Source organism: Sulfuricella denitrificans skB26 (assembly GCF_000297055.2).
GTDB lineage: Bacteria > Pseudomonadota > Gammaproteobacteria > Burkholderiales > Sulfuricellaceae > Sulfuricella > Sulfuricella denitrificans.
Genome location: NC_022357.1, coordinates 1,018,700 through 1,042,211, shown reverse-complemented (window position 1 = coordinate 1,042,211; position 23,512 = coordinate 1,018,700). Strand labels below are relative to the sequence as shown.

The window sequence follows — 23,512 nt, the reverse complement described above, 5'->3', positions numbered from 1 at the left end:
GCGTAAGAGGAAAAAGTGAGTCTCACTCATTACTCATCACTCTTGACCGCCTGCGCCCTGGCCCGCATTTCCCGCTTCAGGAAAAAAATCTCGCGTCGCTGCCTGAATATAAAGCCCAGACTGGCCGCCACACCAATCGCAACACCGGCAATGAGAAATACCAGCAGCACCAAAACCATCGGCGCCTGCCACTGGTACCCCAAATAATAATTGACCACAACGGTGTCGCTGTTCTTCACTGCAAAACCCAAGGCCAGCAGGAACAGAGCGAAACCAAACAACCAGGACAAGTAGCGCATTATTTCTCAATCATTTAAACAATAAAAAGGCGGCATGATCTTTCGATTATGCCGCCTTGCCTTGCGGTTAGTCAGTAGCCCAACTTGCCCGCTTTAATTGGCATCAACCCGCTCGCGCAATTCCTTTCCGGCTTTAAAGTGTGGCACGTACTTTTCAGGCACGCTCACCTTGCCGCCGGTTTTGGGATTGCGACCCACTCTGGGGGGCCGGTAATTCAGGCTAAAACTGCCGAATCCCCGAATCTCGATCCGTTCGCCCTGGGACAAACTATCACCCATTGCGTCGAGGATCGTCTTCACTGCCAGTTCTGCGTCTTTAGTTACCAGTTGCGGGTAACGCATCGCCAGCTTCGAAATCAGCTCCGATTTTGTCATAAGCTTGACCTTCCGAGGTTGGGTTGTTATTGGCCAGTTTGCTTCGTATCCATCTTGGCCTTCAACAACGCCCCAAGGTTGGTGGTGCCAGCAGCACCAGTATCGCTAGCCGACATCTTCTGCATCACATCTGCCTCGTCCGCCATATCCTTGGCCTTGATGGACAGGTTGATATTGCGGTTCTTGCGATCGATATTGATGATTTTGGCTTCAACTTCGTCGCCTTCTTTCAGGTGAGTGCGAATGTCTTCGACACGGTCACGAGACACTTCGGAAGCACGCAGGTAGCCCTCCACTTCGCCGTCGAGAGTGATGACTGCACCCTTAGCATCTGCCGATTTGACAATACCCTTGACGATGCTGTTTTTGTCATTCATGGCAACATAGTTGGTGAACGGATCACCTTCCATCTGCTTGATGCCCAAGGAGATACGCTCACGCTCGGCGTCAATCGCCAGCACCATGGCTTCGACTTCGTCACCCTTCTTGTAGTTGCGCACTGCTTCTTCGCCGGGCATATTCCAGGACAGGTCGGACAGGTGCACCAGGCCGTCGATACCGCCAGGCAGGCCGATGAACACGCCGAAGTCGGTGATGGACTTGATCTGGCCGGAAACTTTATTGCCCTTCTGGTGGGTCACAGCAAAATCATCCCATGGATTGGATTTACACTGTTTCATGCCGAGGGAGATACGACGACGTTCTTCGTCGATTTCCAGAATCATGACTTCGACTTCGTCACCCAACTGCACCACTTTACCCGGATGCACGTTCTTGTTGGTCCAGTCCATTTCGGAGACGTGCACCAGACCTTCGATACCCTGCTCGATCTCGACGAATGCACCATAGTCGGTCAGGTTGGTGACCTTGCCGAACATGCGGGTGCTTTGCGGGTAGCGACGGGACAGGTTGACCCATGGATCGTCGCCCAGTTGTTTGACGCCCAGAGAAACACGGTTCTTCTCTTGATCAAATTTGAGCACCACGGCTTCGACTTCATCACCCACAGCCAGCACTTCGGATGGATGTTTGACACGGCGCCAGGCCAGATCGGTAATATGCAGCAGACCGTCAACACCACCCAGATCCACGAACGCGCCGTAGTCGGTGATGTTCTTGACGATACCCTTGACGACCATACCTTCTTTCAAGTTGCCCAGCAGTGCCTGACGCTCGGCGCCCAGGCTCTGCTCCAGCACGGCCTTGCGCGAAACCACAACGTTGTTACGCTTGCGGTCCAGCTTGATAACCTTGAATTCCATTTCCTTGTTTTCGTAGGGAGTAGTGTCCTTGACCGGACGAATATCCACCAGCGAACCCGGCAGGAAGGCACGAATACCATTGACCATCACGGTCAGGCCGCCCTTGACCTTGCCATTGACCATACCACTAACCAGCGTACCCTCTTCCATGGCGGCTTCCAGATCCAGCCATGCGGCGACGCGTTTGGCTTTCTCGCGCGACAACTTGGTCGAACCGTAGCCATCCTCCAGCATTTCGATCGCAACCTTGACGAAATCGCCCGGCTTCACTTCGATTTCGCCTTTGTCGTTCTTGAATTCGTTGGCGTCAATGACGCTTTCGGATTTCAGGCCGGCATTAACCACCACGCTGTCGTTATCGACACGCACGACCTCGGCGGTAATCACCTCGCCGGCGCGCATTTCCTGGTGGGACAAGCTCTCTTCAAACAGAGAGGCGAAACTTTCAGTGGATGGTGCAACAGAAGGGGAAGCAGTAGTCATTGTTTAAAAAAACCTGTAAAAGCCCGGCTGTTGCCCGGATGGCAAAAGCAACGGGGTTAGTTATCACTCGCTAAAAATTTCTAACAGTCTAAAAAAGGAAAGCCTGTCGCAATAGCAAAAAAAGTTCCTGCCAACCGACCAAACTGTTGGAGCTCAAAGCGCCTATCGGACACAAACCTGCTGGAACCAAGCCAGCACCTCGTCCACCGCTTCGACAATGGTCATGGAACTGGTATCCAGCAGACTGGCATCCGCACATTTTTGCAATGGGGCCACGCTCCGCGCACTGTCGCGCTCATCGCGTTGCCTGATGTCATGCAAAATCTGTTTAATATTAGCATGCATTCCTTTACCCATCAACTGTTTATACCGTCGATCGGCCCGCACCTCCGCGCTGGCGGTCAGAAATATTTTGAGCATCGCGCCAGGGAACACCACCGATCCCATGTCGCGACCGTCAGCAACCAACCCTGGAGCCTGGAGGAAGGCGCGCTGCAAATCAAGCAACGCCGCACGTACACGGGGATAGGCAGCGATACGCGAGGCGCCGTTGCCACATTCTTCGGTGCGAATCGCATCCCCCACCTGCTCTCCATCCAGCCACACTTCGCCACCCTCGAAGCGAATGGTCAGTCCTTCCGCCAAGCGCGCCAAGCCCTCCTCGTCGTCGAACGGCACGCCGCGCCCCACTGCCGCCAGTGCAAGCAACCGGTACAAGGCGCCGCTGTCGAGATAGTAATAGCCCAACTCCTGAGCGACGAGTTGTGCCACCGTCCCTTTACCGGATGCGGAAGGACCATCGATGGCGATAATCGGGATTTCTGGTAAAGGGTTGTTCATCACAAATCCTTAAGCCGTTTTTGCTATTGAACTCAGGCGTTCGAAATAGTCGGGGAAGGTCTTGGCAACGCACTTGGGTTCGTTGATCCTGACCGGCACGCCACCCAGCGCCACCAGGGAAAAGCACATCGCCATGCGGTGATCGTCATAGGTGTCTATGCTAGCGTGAGAGGTAAGACGTGAAGCGTCAGGGGGAGTAACGCAGATATAGTCCGGCCCTTCCTCGACTATTGCGCCAACCTTGCGTAGTTCGGTCGCCATGGCGGCAATGCGGTCGGTTTCCTTGACCCGCCAACTGGCGATGTTGCGCAGGGTGGTCGTTCCGTCGGCAAACAGGGCTGCTATCGCCAGAGTCATCGCTGCGTCGGGAATATGGTTGCAGTCGAGGTCTAGAGCCTTGAGTTTCCCTCCTTTGGGTGCGCGCGCCTCGATCCAGTTATCGCCCATGGAAACTTCGGCGCCCATCTGCGCCAGCGCCTCGGCAAAGCGCACGTCGCCCTGGATACTGACTTTTCCCACACCTTCGACCCGCACAGGTCCGCCGCCAATCGCACCGGCAGCCAGAAAATAGGAAGCGCTCGAAGCATCGCCCTCGACATGGATCATGCCCGGGCTGCGATAGGTCTGTCCGGCATGAATGGTAAATGCCTGCCAGCCTTGACGTTCGACCTCGACACCGAATCGGCTCATCAGATTCAGGGTGATCTCGATATACGGCTTGGAGATCAGTTCGCCGACCACCTCGATAGTCACGTCCTGCCGCGCCAGCGGGGCGGCCATCAGTAGCGCCGTGAGAAACTGGCTGGACACGTTGCCGCGCACGCTCACCCGACCTGCCTGGATCGCTGCCGGCTTGATAGCAAGCGGTGGATAGCCATCGTTGCCAATGTAGGCGATATCCGCACCAAGCTGGCGCAACGCATCGACCAGGTCACCGATCGGCCGCTCGTGCATGCGTGGCACGCCGCTCAATCGGTATTCACCGTGAGACAGCGCCAGAGCGGCAGTCAGCGGACGAAAGGCAGTACCGGCATTACCCAGAAACAGGTCGGCCAACTTCACCGGAAACTCGCCGCCCACACCCTCCACCCGGTAATTCCGGCTATCGCCATGTTGTGTCCAGTTGACGCCCAGTTGTTTGAGTGCACCCAGCATATGCTGGGTGTCGTCGGAAGCAAGCAGAGCCTTGACCTCAGTAACGCCCTCGGCCAGCGCGGCCAGCAACAGGGTGCGATTGGAAATACTTTTCGAGCCTGGCAACAGGATGGTGCCGCTGACACGGGGAATGGGAGAAAGATCGAGATAGTCCATGAGTGAAATTTTTAAGTAAAAAGGCATTTACCGCAGAATACGCGGAGGGTTATAGAGGCTAGAACAATTCATGGAATTACTCTACGTCTTCACGGTTCAATCAGTTTTTTGCGAAGCCCAGGCGTTTCTTGCCTGGCTGGCGTGGTTAAAAACCTGCTCCAGCGCTGCCCCGTCGGCTTGCTCCAGCATGACATGCAGACGATCAAGCTGCGCCTGGTAAATTTCAAGTTCCTTGAGCAGCGCAGCACGATTCGCCAGGCAGATGTCGCGCCACATTTCCGGCGAACTGCCGGCGATCCGGGTGAAATCGCGAAAACCACCGGCGGCATAGCTGAACAACTCCTCACTGTTGCTGCGCGAGGCGATGTCTTCGACCAGGGCAAACGCCAGCAGGTGCGGTAGATGGGAAACCGCGGCGAAGACCTCGTCGTGGGCCTGCGGCGTCATTTCCCTGACCGTCGCCCCGCAGGCCTCCCATAGGACACGCACCATGCGCACGGCCGAAGGGTTGATCTCGGACATGGGCGTGATTACCACGTTGCGGCCCCGGTACAGCCCAGCACTGGCGGCAGCCGCACCACTCCTTTCGGCACCGGCGATCGGATGCGCCGGCACGAAGCGCGCCAAGTGGCCCGACAGATGCTGCTGCGCCAGCGCCACCACATCGCATTTGGTACTGCCGGCATCGGTAACGACGGTCTGCGCCGACAGATGCGGCGAAATCGATGCCATCACCGCAGCCATCTGCCCGACCAGGACGGCCAGCATCACCAGATCTGCATCTTGCACCGCGCTGGCAGCGTCAACCGCAACCCGGTCGATCACTCCAAGTCGCAGTGCCTCCGCCAGATTTCCCGCAGTACGTCCAACACCGACGATTTCCTTCACCGCTCCAGCCTCGCGCAAGGCCAGTGCGAAGGATCCGCCGATCAGTCCGACGCCAAAAATAACGAGTTTATTAAGTTGGAAATCCATGTCAAACGCCTGACCAAACATAGGCGCCTCTAGGCGACCTGGATAAACACGGACTGGCGCGTTGATGGGTTAATCGGCGTTCATCGACGTTCATCGGCACTAGCCTAGATCGTCCGTCCGATCGCTCCGGCAATCGCGCCCAAACTGACCATCAAGTCTTTCAGTTCCTGCGGGGTAAGCGCCTGATCCGCGTCGCACCAGGCTTCGCAGGGGTTAGGGTGCATTTCCACCAGCAGACCGTCAGCACCGGCGGCGATTGCCGCACGCGACAGTGCCGGCACCATCCACGCCTTGCCCCCCGCGTGGGATGGATCAACGATCACCGGAAGGTGGGTTTCCTTTTTCAGCACCGGAATGGCAGTCACGTCCAGCACGTTGCGATAGTAGGTTTCGTAGGTGCGGATGCCACGTTCGCAGAAGATGATGTTGTGGTTGCCGCCGGCGGCAATATATTCTGCTGCCATCAGCCATTCGGAAATGGTTGCCGACATGCCGCGCTTGAGGATCACCGGCTTGTTGACCTTGCCAACTTCTTTGAGCAGGTCGAAATTCTGCATGCTGCGTGTGCCGATCTGGATCACGTCCACGTCGTATTCCATGAAGGTCTCAAGCTGGCGCGCATCCATCAGCTCGGTGACGATAGGCAGGTTGTATTTTTCGGCTGCTGTGCGGAACATCTTCAGGCCTTCCACTCCATGGCCCTGAAAAGCATAAGGGCTGGTACGCGGCTTGAAAGCACCGCCGCGCATCAAGCGGCAACCTGCGGCATGCACTTCCTGAGCCGCCAAAGCCATCTGCTCCGGAGTTTCCACCGAACACGGACCGGCGATGATCTGTATCTGATTTCCGCCCAGCGGAATACCTTTGATGTTGACCACGCTGTCCTGCTTGTGCCATTCACGCCCGACGATTTTGTAGGGCTTGACGATGTGCATGGCTTGCTCGACGCCCGGCAGGGCTTCGAAATACTCCTGTTCCAGCTTGCGCTCGTCGCCGATGGCGCCAATCACGGTGCGCTCGGTGCCACGAGAAATATTGGCGTCCAGGCCAGCTTCCTTGATTTTATTGACGACGCCTTCTATCTGTTGCTCGGTCGCACCACTGTTCATTACGATGATCATTTTTTAATCTCCTTAAGTGCCCGTTCCAGGGCCTGCAAAAATACCTTGTTTTCCCCTTCCAACCCGACGCTGACGCGCAGGTGTTCAGGCAACCCATAATTAGCGACCGGCCTCACAATCACGCCCTGCTTCAGCAGACTGAGATTGATAGCGGCGGCATCGCCCACTCGCACTGCGACGAAGTTGCCGTAGGAAGGAATGTAAGTCAGCCCCAGGCGCTTGAAGCCGTCTGTCAGCTGCACCATGCCGGCGCGGTTGATTGCCAGACATTCGTCGAGAAAAGCCTCGTCCTGCATCGCCATCACCGCCGCCGCCTGAGCCAGACTGTTGACGTTGAACGGCTGCCGCACCCGGTTCATCATGCTCGCCACCTGCGCGCTCGCCAGCGCATAGCCCACGCGCAGGCCTGCCAGACCGTAAGCCTTGGAGAAGGTGCGTGTGACAATCAGATTCTGAAAGCGTTTCAGCCAACCGACACTGTCGCTTTTCATCTCCTCGGGCAGATATTCAGTATAAGCCTCATCCAGCACCACCAGCACATTCTCCGGCACGCGCTCGATCAGACCCAGCAGTTGAACGGGATCCAGCAGCGTGCCTGTAGGGTTGTTGGGATTGGCGATAAACAGGATGCGGGTATCATCTGCAATAGCTGCCAGCAGCGCCTCGGGGTCATGGCCAAAATCCTTCGCTGGCGCCTCGATGCCACGTGCACCGACCACCTGGGTCGCCAGCGGGTAAACGGCGAAAGCATGCTGACTATAAACCGCAGAGGTCTGAGGCATCAGAAAGGCGCGCGCCGCCAACTCCAGCACATCGTTGGAACCGTTGCCCAGGACGATCTGCTCAAGTCCGACGCCGTGCCTTGCCGCCAGTGCGGTTTTCAGCGTAAAGCCGTTGCCATCCGGATAGCGTGCGAGTTCCATGATCACGTTCTCGATCGCTGCCAGCACGCGCGGGCTGGCGCCGAGCGGGTTCTCGTTGGAAGCCAGCTTGACGATATCGCTTTCCGGCAGGCCCATTTCCCGGGCCACTTCGGCAATCGGCTTGCCCGTCTGGTACGGTGCAATGGCGCGGATGTAACCCGGTGCTAATTCGCTCAAATCCATTTCAAGTACAATCGTTTGATCTTTAATATGATTAGTTAAAGTACCGCCACGGGATAGGAGCCGAGGATTTTCAGGAAGGCTGCCTTGTCGGCGAGTTCAGCCAATGCCTGAGCAACCTTCACATCCTGGCGATGCCCTTCCACATCCACGTAAAACACATACTCCCAAAGCCCCGAGTGGGAAGGACGGGACTCCAGCTTGGTCATGCTCACTTCGTGCCGGGCAAGCGGCGTCAACAGCTCGTACACCGCACCCGGACGGTTCCTGGCGGACATCGCCAGAGAGGTTTTGTCCCGGCCGGAGAGCGCAGCATCATGCTGGCCGATCACCAGAAAGCGGGTAGTATTGTCGGGCTTGTCCTCGATATTTTCCGCCAGCTTTTCCAACCCGTAATGCTCCGCCGCGGCCTCGCCCGCAATCGCTACCGCAGCACCATCCTCAGCAGCCAAGCGCGCCGCCTCGGCATTGCTCACCACCGCCACGCGCTCCACGCCCGACAGATTCTGGTTAAGCCACTCATGGCACTGAGCGAGGGACTGCGCATGCGAATAGATTTTCTCTGCCTTGCCGGTTGCCCCCGCCTTGCGCAGCAAGAACTGGTGCACCCGCAGATCGACCTCGCCACACACCTGAAGAGGCGTCTGCAACAACAGATCCAGGGTAGTGCCGACCGCGCCGCCAGTGGAGTTTTCCACCGGCACCACGCCGTAATCCGCCAGCCCCGCTTCCACCTCGCGGAACACCTCGTCGATCGAAGCGCAGGGACGAGTCAGTGCAGCATGGCCAAAATGCTTGATGGCTGCCGCCTGGGTAAAAGTGCCTTGCGGCCCGAGGAATGACACCGAGAGCGGCTGCTCCAGCGCCAGACAAGCCGACATGATCTCGCGGAACAGGCGCGCCACGGTCTCGTCGGCAAGAGGGCCGGGGTTCTCTTCCTTGATCCGGCGCAGTACCTGCGCTTCGCGCTCGGGGCGATAAACCGCGCCATCCTTCAGGACGCCAATCGCTTTTGCGTGCTCGGCGCGCTGATTCACGAGCTTCAGCATCTCGCCGTCGATCGCGTCGATGCTCGCGCGGTGTTGAGAAAGTTCCTTATCCATGTTTCTGCTCGAACTCGCGCATGAAATCCACCAAGGCTTGAACACCCTCCAGCGGCATGGGGTTGTAGATCGAGGCCCGCATCCCACCAAGCAAACGATGTCCCTTCAGTTGAGCCAGGCCGCGAGACTGGGACTGCTTGAGGAATTCCTCGTCCAGTGCCGCATCCTTGAGGGTGAAAGGCACGTTCATGCGCGAGCGGCTGTCTTTTGCCACCGGGCAATGGTAGAAACCACTGCTGTCCAGGTAACCGTAAAGCAGCGCGGCCTTGGCGTTGTTGCGTTTGTCCATTTCTGCCAACCCGCCGAGGCGCTTCAGCCACTTAAACACCAGGCCGGCGATATAGAGCGAAAAGGTAGGCGGGGTGTTGTACATCGAATCATGGTCGGCATGGATCTTGTAGTCGAACATTGTCGGCGTGCCGGGCAGTGTCTGGCCGATCAGGTCTTCGCGCACGATCACGATGCACAAGCCGGCCGGACCGATGTTCTTCTGTGCCCCGGCATAAATCAGGCCGAAGCGGGAAACATCCAGCGGGCCGGACAGGATGTTGGAAGACATGTCCGCTACCAGCGGCACGCTGCCGGTTTCCGGTATCCAGTGGAACTCCACCCCGCCGATGGTCTCGTTCGGGGTGTAATGGACGTAGGCGGCATCCTGGCTCAAGCGCCATTTATCCTGGGTCGGGGCATAGCTGAATCTGGCGTCTTCCGAGCTGGCGGCAACGTTCACCGTGCAGTATCTCTCTGCCTCATCGATCGCCTTCTGTGACCATACGCCGGTGTTGACGATGTCCACGGTCTTTTTGCCGCGGAGCAAATTCATCGGTACCATGGCGAACTGGCTGGAAGCCCCGCCCTGCAGAAACAGCACCTTGTAATTAGCGGGAATACCCAGCAACCCGCGCAGGTCGGCCTCAACCTGGGCAGCGATACCCATGAAGTCCTTGCCGCGATGGCTCATCTCCATCACCGACATGCCGCAGCCCTGCCAGTTGAGCATCTCATCGCGCGCCTGCTCCAGGACTTCCTCAGGCAATGCGGCAGGGCCAGCACCAAAATTGTAAATTCGTTCCATACACTAAAACCCTTATCTAACCGCGGAGGACGCGGAGGTTAGATTCTATTTCCCTCTGCGTCCTCCATGGTTATATTTCTGCGTCTGTGTCTTCCGAGTCCGCTTCCACTACCCGTTCCAGCCCGATCAGTTTTTCGCCCTTGTCGAGGTTGATCAGGGTCACACCCTGTGTGGCACGGCCCATCTCGCGGATTTCGCTGACGCGGGTACGGATCAGCACGCCACCGGTGGTAATCAACATGATCTCGTCTTCGGCATTCACCAGCGTCGCCGCCACCACCTTGCCGTTACGCTCGGAGGTCTGGATCGCGATCATGCCCTGGGTACCGCGACCATGGCGGGTGTATTCCGCGATCGAGGTGCGCTTGCCGTAGCCGTTTTCGGTCGCGGTGAGCACCGACTGGGTCTCATTCTCCGCCACCAGCAAGGAAATCACCTTCTGCGCCTTGCCCAATCGCACGCCCATCACGCCGCGCGAAACGCGGCCCGTCGCACGCACGGCAGCCTCGTCGAAGCGTACCGCCTTGCCGCCATCGGTGAACAGCATCACGTCATGCTGGCCATCGGTGATGTCCACGCCGATCAGATAATCATCTTCATCCAGATTAATAGCGATAATGCCGCGCTTCATCGGGCGAGAGAAATCGGACAGCGGCGTTTTCTTGACGATTCCGCTGGCGGTCGCCATGAAAATAAAATGGCCCTCGTCGAATTCCTTGACCGGCAGGATGGCATTGATCTTCTCGCCCTCCTCCAGTTGCAGCATGTTGATGAACGGCTTGCCGCGAGAGCCCCGGCTACCTTGCGGCACTTCATAGACCTTGATCCAGTAAACCTGGCCGCGGTTGGAGAAACACAGAATGGTGTCGTGGGTGTTGGCGATAAACAGCTTTTCGATGAAATCCTCTTCCTTCATCGCCGTGGCCTGCTTGCCGCGTCCACCGCGCTTCTGGGCGCTATAGTCTTCGAGCGGCTGGGATTTGATGTAGCCGCCATGCGACAAGGTCACCACCATGTCCTGCGGCGTGATCAGGTCTTCCATGCTCAAATCCTGGGCGTGAACAATGATCTCGCTGCGGCGCTTGTCGCCGAACTGCGCCTTGATCGCGGTCAATTCCAGAACGATGATTTCGGTGATTCGTGCCGGCTTGGCGAGAATATCAAGCAGATCGGCGATTTTTTCCATCACCTCCTTGTACTCGGACACGATCTTGTCCTGCTCCAGACCGGTCAGGCGCTGCAGGCGCAACTCCAGAATCGCCTGCGCCTGGACATCGGAAAGACGGTAGCCCTTTTCAGAGAAACCGAATTCAAGTGCCAGGCCTTCTGGCCGCGAGGCATCGGCGGCGGACCGCGCCAGCATTTCCTCAACCAGCGGCGAGCGCCAGACCTGCCCCATCAACCCCTGCTTGGCAGCTGACGGCGTGGGCGCCGACTTGATCAGGGCGATCACGTCATCCACATTGGACAAGGCCACTGCCAGTCCTTCCAGGATGTGGCCGCGTTCGCGCGCCTTCCTGAGCTCGAACACGGTGCGACGCGTCACCACCTCGCGCCGATGACGCAAGAAAGCATCGAGCATCTGCTTCAGATTGAGCAGGCGCGGCCGGCCATCCATAATCGACACCATGTTCATGCCGAAGGTGTCCTGCATCTGGGTCTGCTTGTACAGGTTGTTCAGCACCACTTCCGGCACTTCACCGCGCTTCAGTTCAAGCACCATGCGCATGCCGGATTTATCCGACTCATCGCGCAGGTCGGAAATCCCTTCCAGCTTTTTCTCGCGCACCAGTTCGCCGATCTTGATCAGCAGATTGGCCTTGTTCACCTGGTATGGCAGTTCATCAACGATGATCGCCTGCCTGCCGCCGACTTTGTCGATATCCTCGAAATGGGTGCGGGCGCGCATGATCACCCGGCCACGGCCGGTGCGATAACCTTCCTTGACGCCGATGGTGCCGTAAATAATGCCCGCCGTCGGGAAGTCCGGCGCCGGCACGATCTCGATCAGCTCCTCGATGTCGGTCTGCGGATTTTCCAGCAGCAACAGACAGGCATCCACGATTTCGTTCAGGTTGTGCGGCGGGATGTTGGTCGCCATGCCCACCGCGATGCCCGAGCTGCCGTTGATCAACAGGTTGGGAATCTTCGACGGCAATACCAGCGGCTCGTGCTCGGAACCATCATAGTTCGGGCCAAAATCCACCGTTTCCTTGTCCAGGTCGGCAAGCAGTTCGTGGGCGATCCGCGCCATGCGGATCTCGGTGTAACGCATCGCGGCAGCATTGTCGCCGTCGACCGAACCGAAGTTGCCTTGGCCGTCCACCAGTGGGTAGCGCAGACTGAAATCCTGCGCCATGCGCACGATGGTGTCGTACACCGCGGTGTCGCCGTGGGGGTGATATTTACCGATCACATCGCCGACGATACGCGCCGACTTCTTGTAAGCCTTGTTCCAGTCGTTGGACAACTCGTGCATGGCGAACAGCGCACGCCGGTGAACCGGCTTGAGGCCGTCGCGCACATCGGGCAACGCCCGGCCCACGATCACGCTCATAGCGTAGTCGAGATAGGAACGGCGCATTTCTTCTTCGAGGCTGACCGGGAGGGTTTCTCTGGCGAATTGTTCCATGGATGCTCAGTTTCTTATGAACTTACTTGTTGATATACGAAAACAAAATGTCAGCGATTTTAGCATACCGGCGCATCCCAGGCCAATCCAAAGGGCCACCGTCATTTTGGCAATTTGATTATCTATAGTGTATGATATGAACATCAAATGGTTAGATCTGAGCCCTGATTACAAAACAAGCTCAAATAACAATAGTGCTAATTTTTTAAAATGGAGAGCTAAATAATGAAAATCTCAATAGTTAAACAACTTGTTTTAAGCCTCACGCTTGCAACCGGCATTTCTGCCGTCAGCACCGCTTACGCGCACGACGTAGCCAACGCCGGCTACCTGAACGACACCCGCGGCAACGTGGTCAAGAACAACTACGACCAGTGCTGGCGTACCGGCTACTGGACTCCTGCCATGGCAACCGCAGAATGCGATCCTGATCTGGTAGCGAAGAAGGAAGAGCCGAAGAAAGAGGCACCGAAAGCCGTTGTACCCGCACCCGTAGCCGGCCCTGCAGCACCTGCTGTCAAAGTAACCTTCAAGGCTGAAACCCTGTTTGATTTCGACAAGGCTGTTGTCCGTGCAGAAGGCAAGAAAGAGCTGGACGACAAAGTGGTCGCAAACATGAAAGAGCACCCTGAAGTGGAACTGCTGCTGGTTACCGGCCATGCTGACCGCCTCGGCTCCGACAAGTACAACCAGAAGCTTTCCGAGCGTCGCGCTGTCGCCGTCAAGGATTACCTGGCCAGCCAGGGCGTTGCTGCCGACCGCGTCAAGGCCGTAGGCAAGGGTGAATCCGAGCCTAACGCGGATGCCGACACCGTCAGCAAGTGCAAAGGCAACAAGAAAACCAAGAAGCTGATCGAGTGCCTGCAACCCGATCGCCGCGTTACGGTTGAACCTGAAATTCAGGTTCCGACCAAGTAACAAGCTTCCCGGTCTGAAAAAGCCCCGCCTAGTGCGGGGCTTTTTTTTTATGCTAGATTCTGCCGATTATGGGCGCCTCTAAAAATTCAGAGTTCGCCCAAATGCAAGGCGCGGAAAAAATTTTGCAGCGCAGCATATGGTTGATATGTAAGCAAGAAATTTTTTCCGCAACGCAGCAGTTGGGATGAAATCTGGATTTTTTAGAGGTGCCCGCAAGCCATGCCTGATAACACTGTAGACACCCTGATCGATGCGCGCTGGATCATCCCCGTCGAACCCGCCCGGCAAACCCTGTCCCGGCACACCATCGCCATCGACGACGGCATCATCCGCGACATCCTGCCCACCGGAGAGGCGCATGCAAAATACAGCGCCAAACAGCATTTCCGTCTTGACGATCATGTCCTGATCCCCGGCCTGATCAACCTCCACACCCACGCTGCCATGTCGCTGCTGCGTGGCTTGGCGGATGACCTGCCGCTGATGGACTGGCTCAACCATCACATTTGGCCTACCGAAGCGAAATTCGTATCGCCGGAATTCGTCCGCGACGGCACCCTCCTCGCCTGTGCAGAAATGCTCCGGGGCGGCATCACCTGCTTCAACGACATGTATTTCTTCCCCGAAGCGGCCGCGCAATCAGCGCTCAGCGCCGGAATGCGCGCCGCTATCGGCATGATCGTGGTCGACTTCCCCACTGCCTACGCCGCCGATGCCGACGATTACCTGAGCAAAGGGCTGGCGGTGCGCGACGAATTCCACGGCGAGCCGCTGCTCACCTTCACGCTCGCCCCCCATGCGCCCTACACGGTGAGCGACAAGACCTTAGCCAAAGTATTGACCTACGCCGAGCAGCTCGATCTGCCGATCCACATCCACCTCCATGAAACCCACGACGAGATCGAGGGAAGCCTCAAGCAATACCAGATGAGACCGCTTGAGCGGTTGCACCGCCTCGGCCTGCTCGGTCCCAACCTGATCGCGGTACACGTGGTTCAGGCCAATACCGAAGAAATCCGCCTGCTTGCCGAACACGGCTGCCACGTTGCCCACTGTCCAAGCTCCAACCTCAAGCTCGCCAGCGGGATCGGCCCGGTGCTGGAAAAACTCGAACATCACGTCAACGTCGGCCTGGGCACCGACGGCGCAGCGAGCAACAACCGCCTCGACATGTTCGCGGAAATGCGCCTCGCAGCCCTGCTCGCCAAGGGCCAGAGTCGCCATGCCGCCGCGCTTCCCGCCCACCAGGCGCTGGCCATGGCCACCCTCCATGCCGCCCAGGCGCTGGGCATCGACAGCCTGACCGGCTCGCTCGTCATCGGCAAGGCGGCGGACATCACCGCGGTGGACTTGTCGGCCCCGGAAACCCAGCCATGCTATGATGTCACCTCGCACTTGGTGTATGCCGCCGGACGGGAAAACGTCAGTCACGTCTGGGTGAACGGCAAGCTGGTGCTGGACGAACGGCATCTCACCACCATCGACATCCATGAACTCAATGCCAGAACCCGCTTCTGGCACGAAAAAATCAGCAACCAGAAAAGTTTCAGCGAAGGGCAACCTTGAGGTTAGTCGGAACTCAAACTTTTTTTGTGGGGGTTAACCTTACGAGTTAACCGGAGCCAAAAATGAACGAACCAAACTTGAACGTCGACGCACAGGAACTGGACAAATTCGCCCAGCTCGCCCATCGCTGGTGGGACCCCAACAGTGAATTCAAACCGCTGCATGACATCAATCCGCTACGCCTCGACTACGTCGACCAGACCGCCGGTCTGGCTGGCAAGAAGGTGCTCGACGTCGGTTGCGGCGGCGGCATCCTGTCCGAAAGCATGGCAACCCGTGGCGCTCAGGTGACCGGCATCGACCTCGGCGAAAAAGCGCTCAAGGTCGCCAAGCTGCACCTGCTGGAAAGCGGCCAGAAAGTCGACTACCGCCTGATTGCGGTAGAAGAACTTGCCAAGGAGCAGCCGCACCAATACGACATCGTCACCTGCATGGAAATGCTCGAACATGTACCCGATCCGGCCAGCGTGGTGCGAGCCTGTGCCGAACTGGTTAAACCCGGCGGCCATGTGTTCTTTTCCACCCTCAACCGCAACCCTAAATCCTATCTGTTCGCCGTGATCGGCGCCGAGTATGTGCTAAACATGCTGCCCAGAGGCACCCACGAATACGCCAAATTCATCAAACCTTCCGAACTGGGCGGCTATTGCCGCGCCGTCGGCCTCGGTGTCGCCGGCATCACCGGCATGAGCTACAGCCCCATCTCCAAAACCTACACCCTCGGCGCCGACACCAGCATCAACTACCTGATCCATTGCCAGCAGGAATGATGAAAGCAGTACTGTTCGACCTCGATGGCACGCTGGCAGATACCGCGCCCGACCTCGGCCATGCCCTCAACCTGCAGCGCGAACGGCACGGACTACCGCCATTGCCACAGGAAACCATCCGCCCCTATGCCTCGCATGGCACCGTCGGCCTGTTCGACATCGGCTTCGGCCTGACGCCGCAAGACGAACGATTCGCGCCCATGCGCGAGGAATACCTGGCGCTCTACACCGCCAACCTGTGTCTGCACACCACGCTCTTCCCGGGTATGGCCGAGTTACTGGCCGCACTCGAAGCCAGAAACATTTCATGGGGCGTGGTCACCAACAAACCGGCCCGCTTCACCAACCCGCTGCTGGAGCTGCTGGGGCTGTCCAAACGCGCTGCCAGCATCATCAGCGGCGACACCTGCGCCCACCCCAAACCGCACCCCGAACCGCTGCTGCGCGCTGCCCGCGAGATCGGCGTAGCACCGCAGTCCTGCCTGTACGTAGGCGATGCCGAGCGCGACATCGAAGCTGCGCGCGCCGCCGGCATGGCCGCCCTGATCGCCGACTATGGCTACCTCGGCGCGGAAGACCGTCCCGAAACCTGGGGCGCCGATGGTCGCATCGATACCCCGCTGGGCATCCTCGCCTTCCTTCCCTAATTTCTGAATTGTCTATAATGAGTTCAGCTCTGAACTCGTGACGTAACGCGCTGCCCGGCGTCTGTCTCACCCCTCGTAGTTCCCATCTTCGCTATTTACCAGTACCGGAGGAACTTCGCATGATCTCTTTTTTCGTAAACGATAAGCCGCACAGCATAGACGCCGCGCCGGACACCCCACTGCTCTGGGTGCTGCGCGACAATCTGGGTCTGACCGGCACCAAATATAGCTGCGGCGTGGCCCTGTGTGGCGCATGCACCGTCCATCTCAACGGGGCACCGGTGCGATCCTGCATGACACCCATTTCAGCCGCCGCCGGACAGAAAATCACCACCATTGAAGGCGCCAAAAGCAAAGCCGTGAAAGCCCTGCAGGATGCCTGGGTCAAGCTTGATGTGCCGCAATGCGGCTACTGCCAGTCGGGGCAGATCATGTCGGCGGCAGCGCTGCTCGCGCGCAACCCCCATCCGACCGATGCCGACATCGACGCAGCGCTGGACGGCAACCTGTGCCGCTGCGCCACCTATCAACGCATACGTGCGGCGGTGCATCAAGCCGCCAGATCGATGAAGGGATGAGCCATGGACAAAATTATCGACCCGACCCGTCGCAAATTTCTGAAAACCAGCGCCACCCTGGGCGCCGGCCTCACCATCGCGTTCTACCTGCCTGTCGGCGCCGCCAGGATGATGGCGGGCCAAGGTGCAGGCAAACCCTTTGCGCCCAACGCCTTCATCCGGATCGCGCCCGACGACACCGTAACGGTCATCGTCAAGCATCTGGAGATGGGGCAAGGCGTCAACACCGGCCTGCCGACCCTGGTTGCCGAGGAACTGGATGTACCTTGGGAAAAGATCAGGGTCGAATCCGCGCCGGCCGACGCCAAGCTGTATAACAACCTGCTCTGGGGGCCGATGCAGGGCACCGGCGGCAGCACCGCCATGGCCAATTCATTCGACCAGATGCGCCGGGCGGGCGCCACTGCGCGCGCCATGCTGATCGCGGCGGCGGCGGATAACTGGAAAGTGGACGCCAGCACCCTCGCCACCCAGAACGGCATGGTGCTGCACCGCGCCAGCGGCCGCAAAGCGAGCTACGGCAAGCTGGCGGATAAAGCTGCAACAATGCCCCAGCCTGCCGAAGTAACACTCAAATCAGCCCAGGATTTCAAATACATCGGCAAGCAATTCAAGCGCACCGACTCGAAAGCAAAATCCGACGGCAGCGCCCTATTCGCCTCCGACCTGCGCCTGCCCGGCCAGCTCACTGCACTGATCGCGCGCCCACCGCTATTCGGCGCCAAGGTCAAACGCATCCAGGCTGACAAAGCCAAAGCAGTGCCCGGCGTGCGCGCCGTGGTTGAAGTGCCGCGCGGCGTTGCGGTAATCGCGACAGACTTCTGGAGCGCGAAAAAGGGGCGCGATGCGTTGCAGGTGGAATGGGATGAAACGGGCGCGGAACGGGTCAGCTCCGCCGCACAACGCGAACACTACCTGGAACTGCTGAAGCAGCCCGGCATGGTCGCCCGCAACGAAGGCGATGCAGCGAAGGCCCTAGGAGAATCCACGAAAAAGCTGGAAGCCACGTTCGAGTTCCCTTATCTCGCCCACGCGCCGATGGAGCCGATCAACTGCGTCGTGAAGCTAAAGGAAAACGGCTGCGAAATCTGGGCTGGCTCTCAGATGCAGACCGGCGACCAGGCCACCGCCGCGAAAATTCTCGGGATCCAGCCGGAACAGGTGCAAATCCACACCATGCTTGCCGGCGGCAGCTTCGGTCGGCGCGCCAACCCCACCTCCGACTACATCGCGGAGGCGGTATCGGTGGCAAAGGCCGTCAGCCATCTCAACGCGCCGATCCGCCTCATGTGGACGCGCGAGGATGATATTCATGGCGGCTATTACCGGCCCATGTTCGTCCATGCCGTCAGCGGCGGACTGGATGAACAAGGCAATCTGGTGACCTGGAGCCAGCGCCTGGTCGGCCAGTCGATTGTTGCCGGCACAGCGTTCGAAGGCGGAATGGTCAAGGACGGCATCGACATGACTTCGGTCGAGGGCGTATCCAATCTCGCCTACAAAATCCCCAATCTGCACGTCGAACTGCATTCTCCTAAACTGGGCGTGCCGGTGCTGTGGTGGCGCAGCGTCGGGCATACCCATACAGCCTTCTCAACCGAGGTATTCATCGACGAGCTGGCGGTAGCCGCAGGCAAGGATCCTTACGAATTCCGCCGCAGCCTGCTGGCCCACCAGCCGCGCCACATCGGCGTGCTCGAACTGGCTGCCGCCAAGGCAGGATGGGGCAAGCCGCTGGCACCAAAAAGCGGCGTCCGGCGCGGGCGCGGCATCGCGGTGCATGAATCGTTCCACTCATTCACCGCCGAAGTGGCGGAGGTTAGCGTCAGGCCAGACGGTTCGTTCAGCGTCGACCGGGTGGTGTGTGCCGTAGACTGTGGCGTCGCGGTGAACCCGGACCAGATCGGGGCGCAGATGGAAGGCGGTATTGGCTTCGCCCTTTCGGCAGCCTTGCACAGCGCCATCACCTTCAAGGATGGCCGCGTCGAACAATCCAACTTCAATGATTATCCGCTGCTGCGCATCAGCGAAATGCCTCAGGTCGAAGTCCACATTGTCCCGTCCCAAGCGGCACCCACCGGGGTCGGCGAGCCGGGCGTACCGCCGCTGGCCCCGGCAGTCGCCAACGCACTGTTCGCCGCAACCGGCAAGCGCCTGCGCAAGCTGCCATTCGAAACATTCGAACTGCGGAGCGCATGATGAACAACACGGATATGGAAGTCCTGCAGAAATGCTTGCAATGGCAGAATGAAAGCCGTCGCGTCACTCTCGCCACCGTAGTCAAAACCTGGGGCTCTTCACCACGCCCGGTCGGCTCCCTGCTTGCGCTGCGAGACGACGGGCTGCTTGCCGGCTCGGTTTCCGGCGGCTGCATCGAGGCCGATCTGATCGAACGGGTGCGCACCGCATCACCCACCCAACCGGAAGTGCTCACCTATGGCGGCACCGCCGAAGAATGCCACCGCTTCAGCCTGCCCTGTGGCGGCACGCTGCAACTGGTGCTGGAACCAGCGCCCAACGCCCTCGTGCTGCAAGCCATCCTGGACGCCCTCACTCAGCGCAGGCTGATCGGCCGCCGCATCGAGCTTGCCACTGGCCGCACCATGCTTTATCTGCCGCACATCGACGAAGCCACACAGTTCGACGGGCAATCGCTGACCACCGTACACGGGCCAAGCTGGCGACTGCTCCTGATCGGCGCCGGCCAGATTTCCCGCTATCTGGCGCAGATGGCACTGGCACTGGATTATCAGGTACAGGCCTGCGACCCGCGCGAGGAGTACAGCGCAGCCTGGGATGTTGCCGGCGCCAAACTCGTACCGGGGATGCCGGACGACGCGGTAACCGCCTCCAGGCCTGACCTCCGCAGCGCGGTGATCGCCTTGACCCACGACCCCAAACTCGATGACATGGCCCTGTTGGAAGCGCTCAAATCACCGGCATTCTACGTCGGCGCCATCGGCTCGAATGCCAACAACCAGAGGCGACGCGAACGCCTGCGCCTGTTCGACCTGAGCGAAGCCGAAATCGGCCGTCTGCACGGGCCGGTAGGCCTCCCCATCGGCAGCCGCACACCGCCGGAGATTGCCGTATCCATCCTGGCTGAACTAACCGCGGTGCGCCATGGCATCGAACTGGTTGTTCTGCCTGCCGCTGCGAATGGGCCGCTAACCTGCGAGCCACTGGCGGCGGTCTCTTGATCACCGGGATCCTGCTGGCTGCGGGGGCCGGAACGCGCTTCGGCGGCGACAAATTGCTGGCCCCCCTGCGGTGCGGCACACCGATCGGAGTAAAAGCGGCTCGCAATCTGCTCAGCGCTGTGGACCATGGCATTGCAGTGGTGCGCCCAGACGATCAGCCGCTTGCGCAACTGCTGGAAGAGGAAGGCTTTCAGATAGCGTACTGCCCTAACGCGAACACCGGCATGGGAACCAGCCTCGCCTTCGGCGTCAGCGCCGCACAGGACTCACATGGCTGGCTGATCGCCCTGGCCGACATGCCGTTCATCCAGCCCGACACCATCCGCAGCGTAGCCAACCTGATCAGGGCCGGCGCGCCGATCGCCGCACCGCGCCACCAAAGCATCCGCGGCCATCCAGTCGGCTTCGCGCGCGAATTTTTCCACGACCTGGCCCAGCTCAGCGGCGACCGGGGCGCGCATCCCTTGCTCACCGCCCACGCTGCACGCATCGAATCATTCGATTGCGAAGACCTCGGCATATTCGCCGACATCGACACCCGAACCGATCATGCCCTGGCGTATCATGTATAATTCAATAACTGTCGAGCTTGGCTCGGGAACTTTCTCTTCAATGCCAAGTCTATGGTTAGCATGGGGGCGACCCGGTTTCGACGTGGGTTGCAAAGCAGCGTAGGGCATACCGAGGCTCAGTTACCTCGTAAATCCATCTGAAAAAAACTAGTCGCAAACGACGAAAACTACGCTCTAGCCGCTTAATTGCCGGTTAGACTCTGCACCGGTTGGTCTCTGGGCCGGCTTGAAGCCGCAAGGTAACAAGAGCAGAGTCATTAACAGAGACTCGTGTCGGTCCGGGTTGCTTGAACCGATACTAAACTTAAGGCAACTAGCGTGAATTCAGCCTGTTCGGTTGGCGTAATTCGGGCGAAATCAAATAATCGGACTAAGTATGTAGAACTGCCTGTAGAGGGCTTGCGGACGGGGGTTCGATTCCCCCCGCCTCCACCAAAATCGAACAAAAACGGCACCTTCGGGTGCCGTTTTTGTTTGGTGGGCAAATGGGAACGAACTAACGTAAATAAATATGACCACTCTAACCCACCTCCATGTCGACATTGATGTGCGCGTACAAACCATCCGGGAGAATCGTTCCGACTGGCTGTGCGGGAAGGGCTGCGACGGTTGTTGTCGGCGGCTCGCCGACATACCGCAACTGACGGCAGCAGAATGGGACTTGCTGCGCGAGGGCTTGGCAGCCCTACCGCCAGAACGACTCCAGGAAATCCGCGGGAACATGGCCGTCTTATCCGGCCAGCGGTCGCCCCCCATCACCTGCCCACTGCTGGACCTTGCTACCGGCTCCTGCCCTGTCTACACCCAGCGACCGGTGGCATGCCGCACCTACGGCTTCTACGTGCAGCGCGACCTGGGGCTTTATTGCCACGACATCGAATCCCGCGTAGCCGATGGTGCCTTGGCGAACGTGGTTTGGGGCAATCACGATGCCATTGACCACCGGCTCGCCGGCCTTGGCGAAAGCCGCGCGTTGACCGACTGGTTCGAGCGTTGGGATAGTGGCAAATAAGTAGCAGGGAAACAGCTTTCGCGGATGACGCGCGAAAGACGGGCAATCCTCCGCCTTCACGTCAAAAGTAGACCCACTGATTTTTATTAAAGAGTTCTTTAATTGTTGCGCTGAGTACTAAAGAATGCTTTAATATTAAAACATCAGTTTAAAGAGGTCTTTACCATGGTGCGATCTACAGGAACGTATGTCATCTCGACGACTCTGGGCGAGCCTGTCCAGGCTTTCGTTCCACATCCTCTCCCACCCGCCAATCCTGCGCTTGCGCCGGACGCGTTTATCGAGCACAACCGCCTGGCGGAACTGGCACTAGCCCGTCTGTCCGGAGTGTCGGGGCTGGTGCCGTCGGTGGACTGGTTGCTGTACAGCGCGATACGCAAGGAAGCCTTGCTTACCTCGCAAATCGAGGGGACACAGGCCACGCTGACCGACTTGTTCGACGAGGAAGCAGGTTTCGCGGTCAGCAACACGGATGATGTGGAAGAAGTCACCAACTACCTGCGCGCCTTCCGACTGGTGCAAGACAACCTGCGTGCCCCCAACGGCTTGCCCATCAGCGTTCGCCTACTGTGCGAGGCCCACCGCTTGCTGCTTGATGGAGTGCGGGGAGCTGGCAAACAACCCGGTGAGCTGAGGCGCTCACAAAACTGGATTGGCGGTACCCGTCCGGGCAACGCCGCCTTTGTACCGCCACCAGCCGATCAAGTGCCCAAGCTGCTGAGCAATCTGGAGCAATTCATACACGGTCCATTGCCTGCTTTCCAACCACTCGTGAAAATTGCGCTGGTACACGCACAGTTCGAAACCATCCACCCATTTCTGGACGGCAACGGACGCATCGGCCGCCTGCTGATCACCGCGCTGCTGGAGTACTGGGGCTTGCTGCCCGAACCATTGATGTACCTGAGCGGCTATTTGAAGCAGCATCAAGCAGAGTATTACCGGCGACTTTCGATCATCCGCACCGAGGGTGATTGGGAAGCCTGGGTAAGTTTTTTCCTGGAGGGGGTAACAGCCGCAGCCACTGAAGCTGAGGGCAGCATCATCGCCATCGCCAGCCTGGTGGCGGCAGACCGGCGCCGCTTGCTAGGATCGCCCAAGGCCGGCCCCGCCAGCTACCGTTTGTTTGAACAACTGCCGATGATGCCCCGCTTCACCATCGAGCGGGTGAGACAGATGCTGGACACGACTTTCCCGACAGCGAATGCGGCCGTCAAGATGCTCGAGGATCTCGGTATCGTCACCGAAATGACCGGCCAGAAGAAAAACCGAAATTACAGCTACCAGCCGTACATCGAGCTACTGACTCGTTGATCTCCCCCCGCCTCCATTTAAAGCAGCCGCCCAGAGGCTACTCAACCCGCAAAAAATTTTTATTCGAAAATTTGCACTTCTTAAAATCTGTGCTAATTTTAAAACGTGAAGCGCCGATTTGAAATAAAGAAGCTAACAGATTGCAGGGCGCTTAATAAATCCTGCTAAAGCGGAGTAAACACAGGAACCCGTTCCGGCGAGAAAAAGCTGAAACGGGTTTCTGCTTTTGGGCCTTCCGGAATGTCCCGGTCCCGGTCACGGTCGTAAACCCGGGAAGTTGCTCCTTCAAGGAATATTGCGAGGCTGAGCTGCCACTCTAGTTAGACTACGACCCTAATATTTCAGTGTAATACCCA

General features: G+C 58.6%; 21 protein-coding genes and 1 other RNA gene. 11 read left to right on the top strand and 11 right to left on the bottom strand.

The window, feature by feature from the left end; genetic code table 11:
* Positions 1-29 precede the first annotated feature (29 nt).
* The 11 genes from SCD_RS05130 to gyrA all read right to left on the bottom strand — a co-directional run bounded on the left by SCD_RS05130 (position 30) and on the right by gyrA (position 12,579).
* Positions 30-299 (bottom strand): LapA family protein, encoded by a 270-nt coding sequence (locus tag SCD_RS05130; protein ID WP_009206175.1) that lies wholly within the window; start codon positions 297-299, stop codon positions 30-32.
* A 93-nt stretch (positions 300-392) separates the two neighbouring features.
* Entirely contained in the window at positions 393-674 is a 282-nt protein-coding gene (locus tag SCD_RS05125; RefSeq protein WP_009206176.1) for an integration host factor subunit beta, read from the bottom strand.
* Positions 675-700: 26 nt separating this feature from the next.
* The gene (gene rpsA / locus SCD_RS05120; protein ID WP_009206177.1) at positions 701-2,419 is read right to left on the bottom strand and encodes a 30S ribosomal protein S1; all 1,719 of its coding nucleotides are present in this window, start codon (positions 2,417-2,419) and stop codon (positions 701-703) included.
* A 162-nt stretch (positions 2,420-2,581) separates the two neighbouring features.
* Entirely contained in the window at positions 2,582-3,259 is a 678-nt protein-coding gene (gene cmk, locus SCD_RS05115) for a (d)CMP kinase (RefSeq protein ID WP_009206178.1), read from the bottom strand.
* 9 nt (positions 3,260-3,268) lie between these two features.
* Entirely contained in the window at positions 3,269-4,570 is a 1,302-nt protein-coding gene (gene aroA, locus SCD_RS05110) for a 3-phosphoshikimate 1-carboxyvinyltransferase (protein ID WP_009206179.1), read from the bottom strand.
* Positions 4,571-4,666: 96 nt separating this feature from the next.
* A complete protein-coding gene (locus SCD_RS05105; protein ID WP_041673334.1) occupies positions 4,667-5,545 on the bottom strand; it encodes a prephenate dehydrogenase in 879 nt (292 codons plus the stop codon).
* A 104-nt stretch (positions 5,546-5,649) separates the two neighbouring features.
* A complete protein-coding gene (aroF, locus tag SCD_RS05100; RefSeq protein WP_009206181.1) occupies positions 5,650-6,666 on the bottom strand; it encodes a 3-deoxy-7-phosphoheptulonate synthase in 1,017 nt (338 codons plus the stop codon).
* Positions 6,663-7,772, bottom strand: coding sequence for a histidinol-phosphate transaminase (gene hisC, locus SCD_RS05095; protein ID WP_009206182.1), 1,110 nt, complete (start codon positions 7,770-7,772; stop codon positions 6,663-6,665). Before hisC ends, aroF begins: the two co-directional genes overlap by 4 nt.
* 35 nt (positions 7,773-7,807) lie before the next feature.
* Positions 7,808-8,872 carry a prephenate dehydratase gene (gene pheA, locus SCD_RS05090; RefSeq protein ID WP_009206183.1) on the bottom strand — a complete coding sequence of 355 codons (1,065 nt, stop codon included), beginning with the start codon at positions 8,870-8,872 and terminating at the stop codon, positions 7,808-7,810.
* A complete protein-coding gene (gene serC, locus SCD_RS05085) occupies positions 8,865-9,947 on the bottom strand; it encodes a 3-phosphoserine/phosphohydroxythreonine transaminase (RefSeq protein ID WP_009206184.1) in 1,083 nt (360 codons plus the stop codon). Before serC ends, pheA begins: the two co-directional genes overlap by 8 nt.
* A 70-nt stretch (positions 9,948-10,017) precedes the next feature.
* Positions 10,018-12,579, bottom strand: coding sequence for a DNA gyrase subunit A (gene gyrA / locus SCD_RS05080; RefSeq protein WP_009206185.1), 2,562 nt, complete (start codon positions 12,577-12,579; stop codon positions 10,018-10,020).
* A gap of 225 nt (positions 12,580-12,804) precedes the next feature.
* Between gyrA and SCD_RS05075 the strand changes: the two genes are divergently transcribed.
* The 11 genes from SCD_RS05075 (at position 12,805) to SCD_RS05030 (ending at position 23,156) form a co-directional block, all read left to right on the top strand.
* Positions 12,805-13,497 carry an OmpA family protein gene (locus tag SCD_RS05075; RefSeq protein WP_009206186.1) on the top strand — a complete coding sequence of 231 codons (693 nt, stop codon included), beginning with the start codon at positions 12,805-12,807 and terminating at the stop codon, positions 13,495-13,497.
* Positions 13,498-13,716: 219 nt separating this feature from the next.
* Entirely contained in the window at positions 13,717-15,063 is a 1,347-nt protein-coding gene (locus SCD_RS05070) for a TRZ/ATZ family hydrolase (RefSeq protein ID WP_009206187.1), read from the top strand.
* Between the two features lie 62 nt (positions 15,064-15,125).
* On the top strand, positions 15,126-15,833 hold the full coding sequence (gene ubiG / locus SCD_RS05065) for a bifunctional 2-polyprenyl-6-hydroxyphenol methylase/3-demethylubiquinol 3-O-methyltransferase UbiG (RefSeq protein ID WP_009206188.1): 708 nt from the start codon (positions 15,126-15,128) through the stop codon (positions 15,831-15,833).
* The gene (locus tag SCD_RS05060) at positions 15,833-16,480 is read left to right on the top strand and encodes an HAD family hydrolase (RefSeq protein ID WP_009206189.1); all 648 of its coding nucleotides are present in this window, start codon (positions 15,833-15,835) and stop codon (positions 16,478-16,480) included. The genes ubiG and SCD_RS05060 overlap by 1 nt, the downstream gene beginning before the upstream one ends.
* A 119-nt stretch (positions 16,481-16,599) precedes the next feature.
* Positions 16,600-17,058 (top strand): (2Fe-2S)-binding protein, encoded by a 459-nt coding sequence (locus SCD_RS05055; protein WP_009206190.1) that lies wholly within the window; start codon positions 16,600-16,602, stop codon positions 17,056-17,058.
* Between the two features lie 3 nt (positions 17,059-17,061).
* Positions 17,062-19,257, top strand: coding sequence for a xanthine dehydrogenase family protein molybdopterin-binding subunit (locus SCD_RS05050; RefSeq protein ID WP_009206191.1), 2,196 nt, complete (start codon positions 17,062-17,064; stop codon positions 19,255-19,257).
* Positions 19,257-20,258, top strand: a complete 1,002-nt coding sequence (locus tag SCD_RS05045; RefSeq protein ID WP_041673331.1) for an XdhC family protein — start codon at positions 19,257-19,259, stop codon at positions 20,256-20,258. The genes SCD_RS05050 and SCD_RS05045 overlap by 1 nt, the downstream gene beginning before the upstream one ends.
* Positions 20,255-20,830, top strand: coding sequence for a nucleotidyltransferase family protein (locus SCD_RS05040; RefSeq protein WP_009206193.1), 576 nt, complete (start codon positions 20,255-20,257; stop codon positions 20,828-20,830). The genes SCD_RS05045 and SCD_RS05040 overlap by 4 nt, the downstream gene beginning before the upstream one ends.
* Positions 20,831-20,892: 62 nt before the next feature.
* Positions 20,893-21,265, top strand: a transfer-messenger RNA (tmRNA) gene (ssrA, locus tag SCD_RS15965).
* A 76-nt stretch (positions 21,266-21,341) separates the two neighbouring features.
* Positions 21,342-21,842 (top strand): YkgJ family cysteine cluster protein, encoded by a 501-nt coding sequence (locus SCD_RS05035; protein WP_009206195.1) that lies wholly within the window; start codon positions 21,342-21,344, stop codon positions 21,840-21,842.
* 165 nt (positions 21,843-22,007) lie between these two features.
* Positions 22,008-23,156, top strand: coding sequence for a Fic family protein (locus SCD_RS05030; RefSeq protein ID WP_009206196.1), 1,149 nt, complete (start codon positions 22,008-22,010; stop codon positions 23,154-23,156).
* The last annotated feature ends 356 nt before the right edge of the window (positions 23,157-23,512 follow it).